Source organism: Neptunomonas sp. CHC150, from assembly GCF_030397555.1.
Classification (GTDB): domain Bacteria; phylum Pseudomonadota; class Gammaproteobacteria; order Pseudomonadales; family Balneatricaceae; genus Neptunomonas; species Neptunomonas phycophila.
In genome coordinates this window covers 414,149-429,049 of record NZ_JAPNXU010000006.1, presented here as the reverse complement: position 1 = coordinate 429,049, position 14,901 = coordinate 414,149, and the positions used below count along the sequence as shown (strand labels likewise).

General features: G+C 44.3%; 15 protein-coding genes. 10 read left to right on the top strand and 5 right to left on the bottom strand.

Annotated features, from left to right (window positions below):
- Positions 1 to 20: 20 nt before the first annotated feature.
- The 7 genes from OW491_RS08055 (at position 21) to OW491_RS08025 (ending at position 6,851) form a co-directional block, all read left to right on the top strand.
- Positions 21 to 719 carry a CoA transferase subunit A gene (locus OW491_RS08055; protein WP_075172282.1) on the top strand — a complete coding sequence of 233 codons (699 nt, stop codon included), beginning with the start codon at positions 21 to 23 and terminating at the stop codon, positions 717 to 719.
- Between the two features lie 13 nt (positions 720 to 732).
- The gene (locus tag OW491_RS08050) at positions 733 to 1,389 is read left to right on the top strand and encodes a CoA transferase subunit B (RefSeq protein ID WP_075172283.1); all 657 of its coding nucleotides are present in this window, start codon (positions 733 to 735) and stop codon (positions 1,387 to 1,389) included.
- A gap of 154 nt (positions 1,390 to 1,543) precedes the next feature.
- The gene (locus tag OW491_RS08045) at positions 1,544 to 2,857 is read left to right on the top strand and encodes an MFS transporter (RefSeq protein WP_290035494.1); all 1,314 of its coding nucleotides are present in this window, start codon (positions 1,544 to 1,546) and stop codon (positions 2,855 to 2,857) included.
- Between the two features lie 104 nt (positions 2,858 to 2,961).
- Positions 2,962 to 3,855 carry an alpha/beta hydrolase gene (locus OW491_RS08040; RefSeq protein ID WP_290035493.1) on the top strand — a complete coding sequence of 298 codons (894 nt, stop codon included), beginning with the start codon at positions 2,962 to 2,964 and terminating at the stop codon, positions 3,853 to 3,855.
- Between the two features lie 16 nt (positions 3,856 to 3,871).
- Positions 3,872 to 4,801 (top strand): diacylglycerol kinase family protein, encoded by a 930-nt coding sequence (locus OW491_RS08035; protein ID WP_290035492.1) that lies wholly within the window; start codon positions 3,872 to 3,874, stop codon positions 4,799 to 4,801.
- Positions 4,801 to 5,607, top strand: coding sequence for a metallophosphoesterase (locus tag OW491_RS08030; protein WP_290035490.1), 807 nt, complete (start codon positions 4,801 to 4,803; stop codon positions 5,605 to 5,607). Before OW491_RS08035 ends, OW491_RS08030 begins: the two co-directional genes overlap by 1 nt.
- Before the next feature lie 230 nt (positions 5,608 to 5,837).
- Positions 5,838 to 6,851, top strand: a complete 1,014-nt coding sequence (locus tag OW491_RS08025) for a GGDEF domain-containing protein (protein ID WP_075172288.1) — start codon at positions 5,838 to 5,840, stop codon at positions 6,849 to 6,851.
- A gap of 40 nt (positions 6,852 to 6,891) precedes the next feature.
- Here the strand turns inward: OW491_RS08025 and OW491_RS08020 are convergent, their stop codons facing one another.
- From OW491_RS08020 to OW491_RS08010, 3 genes are read right to left on the bottom strand one after another with little or no spacing between them, the layout of a single operon-like run.
- Entirely contained in the window at positions 6,892 to 8,025 is a 1,134-nt protein-coding gene (locus tag OW491_RS08020) for an ATP-NAD kinase family protein (protein WP_290035488.1), read from the bottom strand.
- Positions 8,012 to 8,710 carry a flagellar brake protein gene (locus OW491_RS08015; RefSeq protein WP_075172290.1) on the bottom strand — a complete coding sequence of 233 codons (699 nt, stop codon included), beginning with the start codon at positions 8,708 to 8,710 and terminating at the stop codon, positions 8,012 to 8,014. Before OW491_RS08015 ends, OW491_RS08020 begins: the two co-directional genes overlap by 14 nt.
- Before the next feature lie 15 nt (positions 8,711 to 8,725).
- Entirely contained in the window at positions 8,726 to 9,886 is a 1,161-nt protein-coding gene (locus tag OW491_RS08010; RefSeq protein ID WP_254842917.1) for a DUF3410 domain-containing protein, read from the bottom strand.
- A gap of 95 nt (positions 9,887 to 9,981) precedes the next feature.
- On the opposite strand from OW491_RS08010, the gene OW491_RS08005 reads away from it, so the two are divergent.
- Positions 9,982 to 10,233, top strand: a complete 252-nt coding sequence (locus tag OW491_RS08005; RefSeq protein ID WP_075178949.1) for a hypothetical protein — start codon at positions 9,982 to 9,984, stop codon at positions 10,231 to 10,233.
- A gap of 9 nt (positions 10,234 to 10,242) precedes the next feature.
- Here the strand turns inward: OW491_RS08005 and OW491_RS08000 are convergent, their stop codons facing one another.
- Positions 10,243 to 10,992 carry a lytic transglycosylase domain-containing protein gene (locus OW491_RS08000; protein WP_075178950.1) on the bottom strand — a complete coding sequence of 250 codons (750 nt, stop codon included), beginning with the start codon at positions 10,990 to 10,992 and terminating at the stop codon, positions 10,243 to 10,245.
- A 207-nt stretch (positions 10,993 to 11,199) separates the two neighbouring features.
- Between OW491_RS08000 and OW491_RS07995 the strand changes: the two genes are divergently transcribed.
- Together OW491_RS07995 and OW491_RS07990 are read left to right on the top strand one after the other, a co-directional pair.
- The gene (locus OW491_RS07995; protein ID WP_075172293.1) at positions 11,200 to 12,396 is read left to right on the top strand and encodes an amino acid aminotransferase; all 1,197 of its coding nucleotides are present in this window, start codon (positions 11,200 to 11,202) and stop codon (positions 12,394 to 12,396) included.
- A 276-nt stretch (positions 12,397 to 12,672) separates the two neighbouring features.
- A complete protein-coding gene (locus OW491_RS07990) occupies positions 12,673 to 12,843 on the top strand; it encodes a hypothetical protein (protein WP_170870333.1) in 171 nt (56 codons plus the stop codon).
- A 44-nt stretch (positions 12,844 to 12,887) separates the two neighbouring features.
- On the opposite strand, the gene htpG is transcribed toward OW491_RS07990, so the two are convergent.
- Positions 12,888 to 14,807 (bottom strand): molecular chaperone HtpG, encoded by a 1,920-nt coding sequence (htpG, locus tag OW491_RS07985; protein ID WP_075172294.1) that lies wholly within the window; start codon positions 14,805 to 14,807, stop codon positions 12,888 to 12,890.
- Between the last annotated feature and the right edge of the window lie 94 nt (positions 14,808 to 14,901).

Sequence of the window (14,901 nt, the reverse complement as noted above, 5' to 3'; positions counted from 1 at the left end):
TGAAAGGCATGGAGGATTCGATGTCAGGGTTTAATAAAGTAGTTAACAGCTATGAAGAAGCAATGGCTGGTCTAGAAGATGGCATGACAATCATAGCCGGCGGATTTGGCTTATGTGGTATCCCTGAAAACTTGATCTCTGAGATTAAGCGAAAAGGTACTACCGATCTTACAGTGGTATCTAATAACTGCGGCATAGATGGGTTTGGCTTAGGTATTTTACTGGAAGACAAGCAAATCAAAAAAATGATCTCTTCTTATGTGGGTGAAAACGCACTGTTTGAAAAGCAATTATTAGCTGGCGAACTAGAAGTTGAATTAACACCGCAAGGCACCCTAGCCGAAAAAATGCGTGCAGGAGGAGCCGGTATCCCTGCTTTCTTTACCGCGACGGGTTTTGGTACGCCTGTTGGTGAAGGTAAAGAAGTTCGCGAATTTAATGGTCGTTCTTACATCATGGAAGAATCGATTACAGGTGATTTTGCCATTGTAAAAGGCTGGAAAGCTGACCGTTATGGTAATGTTATGTATCGCCATACCGCGCAAAACTTCAATCCAATGGCAGCAACAGCAGGAAAGATAACAGTCGTTGAAGTTGAGGAAATAGTAGAGCCAGGTGAGTTAGATCCTACACAAATACACACACCGGGCATATACGTAGATCGCTTAATCCTCGGTACTTTTGAAAAACGCATCGAACAACGCACTGTACGCAGTTAAGGAGGCAATACAAATGGCTTTATCACGTGAACAAATCGCTCAACGCGTTGCCCGCGAACTGCAAGATGGCTTTTATGTGAATTTAGGGATAGGGATCCCGACTCTTGTTGCTAACTTTGTACCAGAGGGTATGGAAGTAATGATGCAATCAGAGAATGGTCTTCTTGGTATGGGCCCCTTCCCAACCGAAGAAGAAGTTGATGCAGACATGATCAATGCCGGCAAACAAACCGTGACAACGGTTAAAGGCGCATCAATTTTCTCATCTGCAGAATCATTCGCTATGATCCGTGGAGGTCATGTGGACTTAACCGTTCTGGGTGCGTTTGAAGTAGATGTAAATGGCAATATTGCTTCATGGATGATTCCAGGCAAACTCATCAAAGGTATGGGTGGTGCAATGGATCTTGTGGCGGGCGCTGATAACATTATTGTTACTATGACTCACGCATCGAAGCACGGTGAATCCAAACTACTACCAGAATGCTCTCTTCCCCTGACGGGTTCTGGTTGTATTAAAAAAGTGGTTACCGACCTTGCCTACATAGAAATAGAGGACGGCGCATTCATCTTAAAAGAACGCGCGCCCGGTGTATCGGTTGAAGAAATTGTATCTAAGACTGCGGGCAAGATGATCGTCCCTGATCATGTTCCCGAGATGATTTTTTAATCCCAGCACGTTTTAAAAAATCTATTTGTTCTCGACTTAGCCTGGCAACCGCCGGGCTTTTTTTTTGATCCATTTTAACAATTAGCGCATCTGTCTGTAGTATAAAGATCGCCTCATATCTTTTATCTATCCTTATCAATCCAAAGGACTGTTGATGAATAGCAAAACGTTTACTGAAGACCTGTATCAAAAGATGGTAGACGAAGAGGATGCTCGCGCATGCAAAGCCATTGATGAGTCTGCCTGCAAAGTAGTACCCGGAAACTTTGTTCTCACTATTATGAGTAATTTTTTCTCAAAGCTAGGGGATGCTGTATCTAACCCTAAAATTGTTCTTCCTTGGATTATGGAAACTATCAGTGCCCCTCTTTTTTTACTGGGCTTTTTGGTGCCTATTCGAGAATCCGGATCAATGATTCCACAGTTGGTTATCGCTGGTTTTATCCGGAAAATGGAGATTAGGAAGTGGATTTGGGTCTTAGGGAGCGTTCTCCAAGCTGCCTCAATGGCAGGCATGGGTTTTGTGGCATGGACTATGGAAGGGGCCGCAGGCGGGTGGATGATAATCGCTTTGCTGATTATATTTAGTCTTTCACGCGGTTTAAGCTCAGTCGCCGCGAAAGACGTCCTAGGAAAAACCATTCCCAAAAGCCAACGTGGCAAAGTCACAGGCTGGTCTGCTAGCGCTGCGGGGTTAATCACCTTAGCTTATGGTATCGTGTTAGTGTTTACGCCAACGGATAACTTTACTCCGGCGGTATACGGCCTCATGTTGGTAAGCGCTGCGCTTTTTTGGATAGCTGGTGCTTTTGTTTACGCTAAAATCAAAGAATTCCCGGGTGAAACATCCGGTGGCGCTAATGGTTTTCTTGAAGCGATAAAACGCGTCACTATTCTCAAGACAGACAAACCCTTTCGTAAATTTGTTATTACACGCTCTTTACTGCTGTGCTCTGCGTTAACAGCTCCTTATTACGTAGTTCTAGCACAAGATAAGCTTGGATCCCCTGCTTATCTGTTAGGCTTATTTGTAATTGCCGACGGCGCCGCCGGACTTATCTCAGGTCCTATCTGGGGGAAATTTGCTGATGTATCAAGCCGAAATGTCATGATAATTGCAGCTGCTCTCACGGCTATTTTAGGCATAAGCGTTTTTATGATTGATTCACTACAAAGTGAATGGCTATCACTCATTTGGGTCTTACCCTTGGTTTATTTTTTCTTGAGCATAGCGCATCAAGGTGTTCGGGTTGGCCGCAAAACTTATGTCGTTGATCTAGCTGAAGGAAACAAACGTACAGATTATGTGTCCGTCAGTAACACGCTCATCGGAGTCATACTTTTATTAATGGGGCTTACCGGCACATTAGCGACCTTTTTAAGTATCAGCCAGATCATATTGGTACTTTCCATGTTAGGTGTAATTGGTGCTTGGATGGCGAAGACATTGCCTGACGTAGAAAAATAAGCCATCAACTGACATTGTCGTTGTTTGGATATGAAGGATGACAAATGCTCAGATGCCTCTGCGTTAGTTTATTGATTTTAGTAACTATTACTGGGTGTAGTAAGGTGAAATCGGTTGATGTTCTTAATTTTGTTCTCCCCTCCAATCATTACACGCGGGAGACGGTGCATTTTGCCAAAGACCCGCGATTAACAATGGATATCTACCAGCCGAGCACTGCGACCGACAAACCCGTTGTCATTTTCATTTACGGTGGTGCTTGGAAAATGGGTGAAAGCTCAGAATATAAGTTTATTGCCCATGCTTTAACGGGGCTGGGTTACCCCGTCATCATTCCTAATTACCGACTGTACCCGTCGGTCACATTTCCAACATTCGTTAATGACGTTGCTCTAGCTATAGCTTATGCCGAAACACACGCTGCCCATTTATCTGTTGATATAAACAAACATGGCTATGTTCTTATGGGGCACTCCTCTGGTGCTCATACCGCAGCGTTACTAGCCACTCAAGAATCTTTCCTACACAACAATGGCGTGATGCATAAACCAATAGGTCTCATTGGCCTATCAGGCCCTTACGATCTACCGTTGGATGACCCAGAGGTAGAACCTGTTTTCGGCGGTGCTCCTGCCGAGAATGTAAACCCTCTACTTAACGTCAATCAACGCATGCCGCCAACACTGCTGCTCCACGGGGCTGATGATGACAGGGTTATTCCTAAACACAGTAAAGACTTCGCTGCGAAGATCGAGAAACACTCTGTTGCGGTTACCTTGCGGATCTATTCGGGCGTCGACCATGTCAAGATAATAGCGAGTATAGCGGCGCCATTACGCTTTATGGGCGACAGCTATGACGACATAGCTCATTTTTTATCGAACTTAGAACGAGATAACAACACAGCATCAACGCCGGCAACTCCTATGAGCAAAATTCAACGAACCGACCAAACTACATCTACGACTACGACAGCAACAATAATGGATACGCAATAGCGTAATAAGGACATCTATGAAGCAGCGACTCGTTGCCGTAATTTATAACCCTCATGCAGGGACTTTACTGCAGCATGCCGATAAGAACTTTGAGGAGTTCATCTATCAACTCACTCAAAGTAATAACCTAGTAGATATTCATGCAATCCAATTTTCCGCCAGCAAACTGGCCGACATTCAGCAACAAGTTATTGAACAGCAATACGATGAAGTGTGGGCGGCCGGTGGTGACGGTACTATTATATCCGTTGCCAAAATGCTTAAAGAAACCAATATACCCTTAGGAATAATTCCCGGCGGCACCATGAACCTACTAGCTCGTGATTTAGGTTTTTCGCTCGATTTAACACAAGCTGTATACCAGTTAATAGATTCCACGCCAGGCTATATCGATGTAGCCCAACTCAATGATGAACCCTTTTTCTGTATAGCAAACATAGGTTTATCAACGCGACTTACCGAAACGCGCGAAGCCCTTCGCCAACAACCCGGGTGGATTAGATGGCCGCGTGTAGCCTTTGAAACTATAAAGAACATGTTTGTGTACCCGCCACTTAAAATACGAGTGGTGACACCTGATAGCGAAATTAACATTAGGACTCGTGCTCTTTCTATCAGCAACAACCCGCTTGGAGAAAGTATTGGCTTAATACCTGAGCGCTACCACCTCAATAAAGGGTTGCTTGGTATATACATAACCCGAAGCCGATCGTTGTGGACACTGCCAAAACTGGTCTTGAAGTTTATCAATGGAAGCTGGAAGCAAGACACCGACATCCTCGATATAGAAACCCCAAAAGCCGACATTTACATTGATACACACCGTACGATGAAGGTCATGATTGATGGAGAGCTGCATAAATTAGCACCACCGTATCACTTTCATGTGCGGCCTAATGCGCTCAACATCTTGAAACCGAATGTACCGCAGAAACGGGATCTATAATGTTTAATCTTGTCCATATTTCAGATTTACACTTTGGCCGTGAAGTCCCTAAAGTCATTAACGGCCTTAAAGACATTTTGGGAGAGATACAGCCGGAACGAGTCATCATCAGTGGCGACCTTACCCAAAGAGCAAAACACGAAGAGTTCTCAAATGCCGCACACTTTTTACAGTCTCTAAACATCCCTTTTTTTATTGTGCCGGGTAATCATGACCTTTCGGCTCACCTTTTAATAGAACGTTTTACATACCCTTGGCGCAAATGGAAAAAGTACATATGTACTGAGCTAGAACCTCTGTATACGAACGATAAATACATGGTTATAGGGGCCAATACCGCCCGACGTATGGGCTGGTATCTAGATTGGTCACGCGGACGTATTAATCAATACCAAGTAAATAACACGATCTCTCACTTACAAAACGCAGACTCTACACAAGTGCGCTTCTTAGTCGCCCATCATCCATTCTGGTTACCCGCTGTTTACGAATTTAGACACCTTATTGGAGGGCGAGATAAAGCGCTATCTCAACTGAGCCAGCATGGATTGGATATCATCATGAGCGGCCACGTACATATGTCTTATGCGGAAGTCGTTGAAGGGGTGATTATTTCACATGCAGGCACAACACTGTCTGACCGCCTTATCCCTGAACAGCCTAACAGCTTTAACCGCATTACCGGTGATAGATCACACCTGATTATTGAGCTGTTTGAATGGAACGGAGAGCATTTTATCTCTCGTAAACAACAGCACTTCGAACGCACACCCTCTGGTTGGACACGAGAAAGAGTTGTCAAATAAACTGACGCATTAAGCCTACATTAATACTACAGATTGTTTTCATGCTCTATACTGTTTATTTCTAAAAACTAATAAAGATTTATACTTTTTTGCCGATGATCTAAGCAGGCTGTTTTGACTTGTAGTGGTATTAAAACAGTCGTTTAAATCAACAGGATAGATGATACGATAGACTCCTATTTTACTTCATTCCTGAAACGACAAATGTTTTTAAGTAGTATAGGGTAAATATGAAATTCGTTGAGAATCCAACGCAGTCTGCAGAATACCTCCGTCAAGCAATCCCATTGATGGTGAAGTACAACATACCGCCCAATCCACTCAACTATGCTCTGTGGTATACCTATGTTTCTAACCGTATACCTACGCTCAATTTCCAAATTGACCAAACCATAGAAACCTATGGTACTTGCCCTACTATGATGAGTGAACAGCTCTTTCGTCAGCATGTCATTAACGAAGAGATAGAGCATTCTGAAAAAGCTCAAGCTGAGTTTATTAGTATCGCTACTAAGCTAGGCTCAAAAGCCAATGCCGCCGCTCAAGAAACATCCGAATTCCGTACCATTTTAGAAGAGTCGCTCATCGCGCTTAACAACCCAGAAAACGCCAACTCTCTCGACAACATTATTAACAACTTGTCAGAGCACACCGAGTCCCTAAATAAGGGAACTATTCGTTTTCAAAAAGAGCTTGAAGCCTCCCAAGCCGAAATCCTCAAACTTAAAAAAGAGCTTCAAAAGTCTCGTCATGATGCCAGTATCGATCCGCTCACCGGGCTTTTCAATCGCCGAGTATTTGATACAGAGCTGTCACAAATCATTGGCGCCAGGGGTGATAAAAGTGCAACCTTGGTCATGATTGATGTAGACCATTTTAAACGCTTCAACGATGATTACGGCCACCTAATGGGCGACAAAGTTTTACAATACTTTGGCAAGCTTCTAAAAGAAGAATGCCCAGAACCTATGTTACCAGTGCGCTTTGGTGGGGAAGAATTTGCTATTCTAATGATTGGCAAAGATCAAGACCAAGCTATCTCTATCGCGGAAACTCTTCGTGAAAAAATTCAATCAATTCGTATTAAACAGAAAAAAACAGGCAAAGTAATCAGTTCAATCACTGCGTCATTTGGTGTTTGCATGAAGGAATCAAATGAAACCGCTCAGCAATTAATCGAGCGAGCAGACAAGGCACTTTATGCAGCCAAAGGCAATGGTCGAAATTGTGTGGTCACCGCTTAGTACCACTCAAAAATTAACAGCACATGACTGCCACGGACATTTAAATGTCCGCGACGCGATACAGTACTGAATCTCGATAACCAGTAATAACAGGTATTAACCCCGACAGTTCTTTATCCAGAGATGCATCGCCTGTATCAACAATGAGTGGACGCCCTTCTAATTCCTCTATTTTTGTTTTTGTCGCTATAACAACCAGATTGGCGCGGCCCACACTCTTAATTAATTCGGGTGAAAGTTGCTGGTTCCCTCGCCCCAATATATGTCCTTGGCCACCAATAACGGTAATAACAATTTTACAAGCATGTTCCTTGGTAAGCTCGTTTAGTTGAAGCGCCGTGCAATCGCTGGCTATTAACTCACCATTTTCCACAACATCTACACCTAATAAAGTGTTTTCCAACCCAAGCTCATCCATCACAGCCTTGACTGTAGTGCCAGAGCCCATAATGTAACGAGTATCTGGCTCCATTGATTCCACTAAATAGGCAGCGATATCGTCCAGCGCCAATGCTTCAGACTCCTTGCCTCCATTTTTAACATGTTGCAAATAGCGATGCTCTTGCGGAACAGACAGCTCACCATAATAGCGCGCGCGTACACGCCCCGCCCGAAACTCATCCTCATCAATATCTCGCACTTCTTGAGGGGCGAGTGTCACTAGCTCGCCGCGCACTAGCATAGCGACAATCTCTCCCGCCGCTTTAGGTGTGACAGCATAAACACCCGAATGGATTTTTACGCCAGCAGGGATTCCCAACACGGCCGTGCCTTCTGAGGCAGCTCGGCAAACATTGCGTGCGGTCCCATCACCACCAGCAAACAAAATAAGGTCCACCCCTGCTTCTGTCAGGTCTTTGACTGCTTGTTCCGTATCGTCTGGCGTAGACTCTCCACTATTGATGCTACCTAAAACCTGTGGGGCAAAGCCTGCTTGCTCAGCCGCCCACTCCCCCATTTCGCATGGATATGTAATCACATCAATTGGCAGCCCCTTAAGGACAGCTAATGCGGTAGCGACCCGGTCTTGTGCTTTAGGTTCTGCCCCCAAATGAACCGCAATTTTAGCGGTCGCGGCACCATCACTGCCTTTTAATGCGACACTCCCGCCTAAACCAGCAACAGGGTTAATGATCAAGCCTAACGTAAATTTTGGAGTTTTAGGGGTGCTCATGAAGATAACCTAATTCAGACAAATAACATTGATAAACAAACGCTGTCATAATCAAAGCAGAGTCTTCTTCCATGTGGTCAAACTTTACCCCATGCAAGAAAACGCCTAGCTCTACTTCTTCTACATTTTGCAACTGTACTGCGAGTAACAGCACTTGGTCCAACCCGTTTAGGTCAAAGCGCATCGTCACAAATAGCTCATCACCGACTTGGCCCAGAGGCACTGGCGATTCTAACCCCATTCCTTCAAGCGAAATGTCACGTGTATGAACAATGCGAGGCAAACCTAAATGGATACCTTGTTGCTCATCTTGATGATCAACCGACACGGCCATATTGACCGGTATGCGCGGATGGTAACGAACCGTATGATGATTAACCACACTAGGATATTCTAAATGCCAATGTGGGTAAGGATGTGCAAATGACTTTATAAGTCGACAACTAAACGCACACATCCGGTTACCCGCCATCATTTTCACCGTAAGACGCTGACCTTCAAGGTTAAGGGAGGCTGCAGCTTTGGGCATAGTACATATCACGCTCGCGTCCGACTTTACACCGATGTAATTAACCGTAAAGCTTTTGCGGGGGCTCTGGAAGCTCAGAGTCATTTTCACACCCGGATCGGGGTTTAATTCGGTAAATGATAGTGCTGTTTGACTACTGGATAACTGACGTATCATAGTTTTTATTTGGCCTTACTCTGACGGTACATACGTGCTAACGGGCGAAAGATTAAAACCGAATGCAGACAGCAACTGACGCTTGTAAGGGTCAACCACCCCATTCACTGTTAACGTGGAAAACTCACGACGCACTGGATAATTTTTTCGCAGTAGATCAAAACTAGCGGCTTGATTAACCGCTGACAAACTACGTCGAAAACGCCTGTCATCACTGACTACTGAGTAAACAACGGATATGACATCCAACACACTAGCAGACTCCGTAACGGTAACCGAAGAAATGGGGGCAAGGGGCAAAAGCTCACGTAATGGTGGTGGAGCCGCTATACCCAGGAGTTCAGAAAGTCGCTCACGTAACATATAAGTACCTCGCAACTTTCCATCTAAGCTATAGCCGGCAATATGAGGAGAACCCAAGGCCACTTTATCCGCTAAGTCTTTATCTACGCTAGGTTCGTGCTCCCACACATCCAGCGCAACAATTAAGTCGTTACGTTGATCCATGACGCGAGATAGCGCCTGGTTATCAACAACAGGACCACGGCCGGCGTTGATGAGCACAGCTCCCGGCTTTAACAGTCTAAGTTCCGCTTCACCTAACAAGTGATAAGTTGCAAAGTTTCCGACCGTCGTTAATGGGGTGTGCATGCAAACAACATCACTGTTAGACAATAACGTATCTATACGTGTAAAGCCTTCCTCCCCTTCTGCTAGCGCTCTTGGCGGATCACAGACAAGTGTATTTATACCGGCGAGGCTCAATCTTTTCTGTAAACGACCACCAACATTACCAGCACCAATGATGCCTACCGTTAGCCCTCGCAACGGGAAATCCTCTGGTAATAAGTTATGAATGGCGGCCAGCACGTAATCAACAACCGCTTCAGCGTTACACCCTGGTGCATTGAAGAAAGGGATACCTCTATCCAACAAATACGCTTGATCAAGGTGGTCCATTCCAATGGTTGCAGTCCCTACCATCTTCAAGTGTTTAGCACGCGATAGCAGTGCCTCATTGACTTGAGTTACTGATCGAACCAACAACACATCAGCTGTTTCAACATCTTTGGCAGACATGGTACGACCGGCTACCCTTGACACAGAAAAGCCATTGAACATCGTATCCAATGCTGGCATGTTTTCATCTGCCACTATTTTTAATGGGTTATTCAATTACTATCTCTCCGGTCTTTACAAATGCGTAGCTTTAAGGCTCAATGGCGCGCCATTATAGTGTGCATTGGCACAACGTTGAACGGTAATCCTTTGTGTTAATTTATTGGCGTAAAAATCAGGAATATCTCGTTATTCGCCTTTATCAAGATCTGGTGGGTGACTGGGTAGTCTCTCAAACAAGAGGCATAGTGCAGTCTACACATAAAGAAGTCTGCACTCACACCGTCATGAATGACTACATGCTGGCACGGAGCCTAGTTATATCTCTCAATAAAGAGATGCGTGCCCAGGGCTATAAAAAAACGATCAGCTCTGAAGAGCAACTCGGCTTTCGTTTTGAATAGGAAGCAGTACTAACGCAGTGCCTGCTGATAGCGCTTATGCAGTATTCCCACCCGTTTTACGTACGCTTTAGTCTCGGCATAAGGCGGTACGCCATTGTATTTTTTAACAGCTCCCGGTCCAGCGTTATAGGCAGCGGAGGCTCGTTTAATATCACCCGCATATAGCGCTAGCAATTCGGCTAGGTATTTCGCACCACCCATAATATTTTCTGATGCATCAAAAGGGTTCCCAACCCCTAAATAACGGGCCGTCGCAGGCATAAGCTGCATAAGCCCTTGTGCGCCTTGATGCGATTTAGCTGTCACTTTGAACGAGGACTCGGCATGGATAATGGCCCGTATCAAAGCAGGATCAACATTATAGGTTTTAGCCGCCGCCGCAACGGATGATGAATAGGCTTTCGTATTAATGGGCGTGTTATACCAGTCCACTGTAGACGAAGGGTTACAGGCATAACATTCATATCGGATAGTTTCGTACTGAATACCTTTTTTCGGCTTTACGTTGGTAATAGTAAGAACACCATTGTCTTGCCGATACTTGTAAATAGATTCAGCCTTTGAAGCATTGGTTTTAATGGGTGTTTTTCGTTGGTTACTTGGGACGTTAGTGTACTCGACAACCCCATCAGCACGCACAATTTTACGTATCTCACCTGCGCTAGCCCAATTGCCCGCCGCCATTAAGTGCAATCCTATGACCCCAAACACAAAGGGCGCGGTCAGAATGCTTAGGTTATCCCCAACGCTCCACTTCATCCTTCTTCTAAAGCCCCCATACATTCAATCATTTACACGACAACCATTATAACCAATTATATCGGCCATATATTAATAAATTAGAGCCATTCCCCTTGTAATCCCCATTACGTCTAGCGAAAATGCGCGGCATCATTTACGCTAATAAAAAAATCGACTCCCCTATTTCATGCGTTACCTTGTATAAGGGAGCTTAAGGAGATCATCATGTTCGAAGCCTTGCGTGCACTGCCGGCTGACCCCATTTTAAAACTCATGGTTCAGTGTAGAAACGATCCAAACCCACTTAAAGTAGATTTGGGTGTGGGCGTCTACAAGAATGAGCAGGGGCACACACCTATTATGGCAGCGGTAAGAGAAGCCGAACAAAAAATGCTCTCATCACAAACCAGTAAGGTTTACATAGGGCCGGCCGGATCCGAACTATTTAACCACCATATTGCTGGCTTACTGTTAGGTTACGACCACCCTACCATTAAAGATAACCGCTTAGTTTCAGCTCAAACACCCGGTGGCTGTGGTGCTTTACGTGTAGCCGCGGAATTAATTAACCGCAGCGCTCCTTCAGCTACCATGTGGGTAAGTGACCCTACTTGGGCCAACCACGTTCCGACCTTTAGCGCTGCAGGCCTCACCACAGCAACCTACCCTTACTATGACAATGCAGCTAAAGAAATACGCTTTGATAGTATGCTAGCAACGTTAGAAGAAGCTAAAGAAGGAGACATTGTTCTATTACATGGTTGCTGTCACAACCCATGCGGCGCTGACCTAAACCAACAACAATGGCAAACAATAGCCGATCTTCTGCTACGTAAAAACCTGATTCCTTTCATTGACATCGCTTATCAAGGGTTAGGCGACGGCTTAGATGAAGACGCCTACGGTCTGCGCTTATTGGCTAACCAGTTGCCCGAAATGATTATCGCATCGTCGTGTTCTAAAAACTTTGGTTTGTATCGCGAGCGCACGGGTGCAGTTATGGTGATTTCAGCATCAGCTGACGCCTCAAAAGTTACCGCAAGCAACCTCATGAACGTTATTCGCAGTAACTACTCCATGCCACCAGCCCATGGCGCATCGATTGTAGAAACCATTTTAGACGACTCTTCGCTGACACAGATGTGGAAGCAAGAACTCAACGACGTCTGTGTTCGAATCAACGATATGCGTGCTCGGCTAAGCCAACAAATAGCAGCAACTGGCTGTCAAACTGACTTCAGCTTTATTCCAAAGCAAAAAGGCATGTTCTCATTTTTGGGCGTTACACCAGAGCAAGTACATCAGTTAAGGGACGATTATTCGATCTATATGGTAGATTCTAGCCGTATCAGTATTGCCGGTTTAAACCCGCACAATATTGATTATGTCGCAGAAGCCATTAGTTCAGTCGTTAAGCCTTAGTTATATTCCAACACCTGACAGTATGAGTGAACTCTATTAATTATCGCTTTCTAAAAGAAGGCGATAATTAAAGTGTATTTTTTTAGATACAAATAAGAAGACGCCGTCCTATTAAAACGCGAAAACTGTCACCATTTAAAATCAAATATTTACAATTGTTCATAATTGATTAAAAAAACAATTTTTAATGAACCCCGAATTAAAATTGTGTACTAATATAATATCGATTCATTACGATCAACGTAGTTAGGATTAAGTTTGCACAGGAGGTGCGGCATGTCCCCAAACTATATTTTAAAGAAGGTTGAAGCTTACGAGTCGTGGGCTCTGCCTGAATTCCATACCACCTCTGATATGCAGAGATGGCAATGGCTAGACCGAAAGCTAAACCAAGCATGTTGTATTCGATTGCGGATTACTTTAAAAAAACTTAAAGAATCAGCATAAAAAAGCGGGCCTAAAGCCCGCTTTTTTGTACACCACTTTTTACATTACTGGCTTAACTCAAGCAGCAATTTATTTAACCGAGCCACGTAAGAAGCTGGATCATCTAACTGACCGCCCGCCGCTAAATCAGCCTGATCAAAAATAACCAGAGCCAACTCACCAAAACGATCTTCGTCTACTTCTTGGTCCAATTTCTGAATTAATGGATGCTCAACATTAATTTCGAATACAGGTTTAGTATCAGGCAACTCTTGCCCTGCCGCCTGCATGATTTGGCGCATTTGCGCACCCATATCGTAGGCGTTAAGCACTAGGCAGGCAGGAGATTCGGTCAGGCGCGTAGTGACACGAACGTCAGATACTTTTTCGGTTAAGCGCTCTTTTAAGCGCTCAATTAAGCCTTCACTCTTCTTAGCCGCCTCTTCTTGAGCTTTTTTGTCTTCTTCACTAGCGGCATCGTCTAACTCTAACTCGCCTTTAGCAACGTCTTGGAAGGATGTACCTTCAAAATCGAAGATATGGCTCATCATCCATTCGTCGATACGCTCAGTTAGTAGAAGAACCTCAATACCTTTCTTACGGAAAATCTCAAGATGCGGGCTATTTTTAGCCGTGTTGTAGTTCTCAGCCGTTACATAGTAGATCTTCTTCTGACCTTCTTGCATACGGCCCACATAGTCTTCTAGTGAAACAGTAGGCTCTTTGCCTTCACTTTGTGTTGAAGCGAAGCGCAGAAGCTTAAGAATTTTCTCACGGTTTGTATAATCTTCAGCTGGGCCTTCTTTAAGCACACCGCCAAACTGCGACCAAAACTCAGCGTATTTTTCTGGCTCATTTTTACCCATTTTAGCCAGCATATCTAAAACGCGCTTAGTTAATGCCGTACGCAATTTATCGACATTAGGATCTTTTTGTAATATTTCACGCGATACGTTTAGGGAAAGGTTATTAGTATCAACAACACCCTTTATAAAACGCAAATATAACGGTAAGAATTGATCAGCCTGATCCATAATAAATACACGCTGAACATATAATTTCAAACCGCGTGGCGCTTCACGGTTCCACAGGTCGTAAGGCGCATGTTCAGGCACATACAACAAGCTTGTATATTCAAGATTACCCTCAACGCGGTTGTGTGCCCACGTTAGAGGCGTGTTGTAATCATGAGAGATGTGCTTATAAAATTCAGCATACTCTTCGTCTGTTACATCTGCTTTATTGCGAGTCCACAGCGCTGTTGCACTGTTAACTGTTTCGTCTTCTGGCTCTGCTACGGCTTTTTCTTCGCCGTCTTGCTCTTCACCTAAAGGCGCTTCTTTTTGCATTACAACAGGTAGAGCAATATGGTCTGAGTATTTGCGCACTAAGTTGCGTAAACGAGCACCATTGGCAAACTCTTCTTCACCTTCTTTTAGGTGTAAAACAATTTTTGTACCACGGCTTGGCTTATCGATACTTTCGATTGTGAACTCGCCTTCACCCTCAGAACTCCAATGCACACCTTCCGTGCTTGGCTGACCTGCACGACGTGTGAAAACATCTACTTTTTTAGCCACAATAAAAGCTGAGTAAAAGCCAACACCAAACTGACCAATCAATTGGCTATCTTTAGCCTGATCACCACTTAATTGGTTTAAGAAATTCGCTGTACCTGAGTTGGCAATCGTACCTAAATGCTCAATCACGTTATCACGTGACATACCAATACCGTTGTCTTCGATAGTGACGGTTTTAGCCGCTTCATCAAAGCTGACATGTATTTTTAGATCGCCATCATTTTCGTAAAGGTCGCCATTGGATAGCGCTTCATAACGAAGCTTTTCTGAAGCGTCCGATGCGTTCGAGATTAACTCGCGCAAAAAGATCTCTTTATTGGAATATAAAGAGTGGATCATAAGATTTAATAGTTGTTTGACTTCTGTTTGAAAGCCACGTGTTTCTTTCTGCGTTTCAGTGCTCATAATTTCCGTACCCTATCTCTTTCCGGAATGTTAATGACTTACACCGAAGATGGGGACATACGAACAAACTTCAAGGGCTATCGGAAATTAACCT

What these genes read in the sequence shown, in the direction of transcription:
- OW491_RS08055 (WP_075172282.1), top strand. Translation starts at nt 21, where the DNA reads ATGTCAGGGTTTAATAAAGTAGTTAACAGCTATGAAGAAGCAATGGCT.
- OW491_RS08050 (WP_075172283.1), top strand. Translation starts at nt 733, where the DNA reads ATGGCTTTATCACGTGAACAAATCGCTCAACGCGTTGCCCGCGAACTG.
- OW491_RS08045 (WP_290035494.1), top strand. Translation starts at nt 1,544, where the DNA reads ATGAATAGCAAAACGTTTACTGAAGACCTGTATCAAAAGATGGTAGAC.
- OW491_RS08035 (WP_290035492.1), top strand. Translation starts at nt 3,872, where the DNA reads ATGAAGCAGCGACTCGTTGCCGTAATTTATAACCCTCATGCAGGGACT.
- OW491_RS08030 (WP_290035490.1), top strand. Translation starts at nt 4,801, where the DNA reads ATGTTTAATCTTGTCCATATTTCAGATTTACACTTTGGCCGTGAAGTC.
- OW491_RS08025 (WP_075172288.1), top strand. Translation starts at nt 5,838, where the DNA reads ATGAAATTCGTTGAGAATCCAACGCAGTCTGCAGAATACCTCCGTCAA.
- OW491_RS08020 (WP_290035488.1), bottom strand. Translation starts at nt 8,025, where the DNA reads ATGAGCACCCCTAAAACTCCAAAATTTACGTTAGGCTTGATCATTAAC.
- OW491_RS08015 (WP_075172290.1), bottom strand. Translation starts at nt 8,710, where the DNA reads ATGATACGTCAGTTATCCAGTAGTCAAACAGCACTATCATTTACCGAA.
- OW491_RS08000 (WP_075178950.1), bottom strand. Translation starts at nt 10,992, where the DNA reads ATGAAGTGGAGCGTTGGGGATAACCTAAGCATTCTGACCGCGCCCTTT.
- OW491_RS07995 (WP_075172293.1), top strand. Translation starts at nt 11,200, where the DNA reads ATGTTCGAAGCCTTGCGTGCACTGCCGGCTGACCCCATTTTAAAACTC.
- OW491_RS07990 (WP_170870333.1), top strand. Translation starts at nt 12,673, where the DNA reads ATGTCCCCAAACTATATTTTAAAGAAGGTTGAAGCTTACGAGTCGTGG.
- htpG (WP_075172294.1), bottom strand. Translation starts at nt 14,807, where the DNA reads ATGAGCACTGAAACGCAGAAAGAAACACGTGGCTTTCAAACAGAAGTC.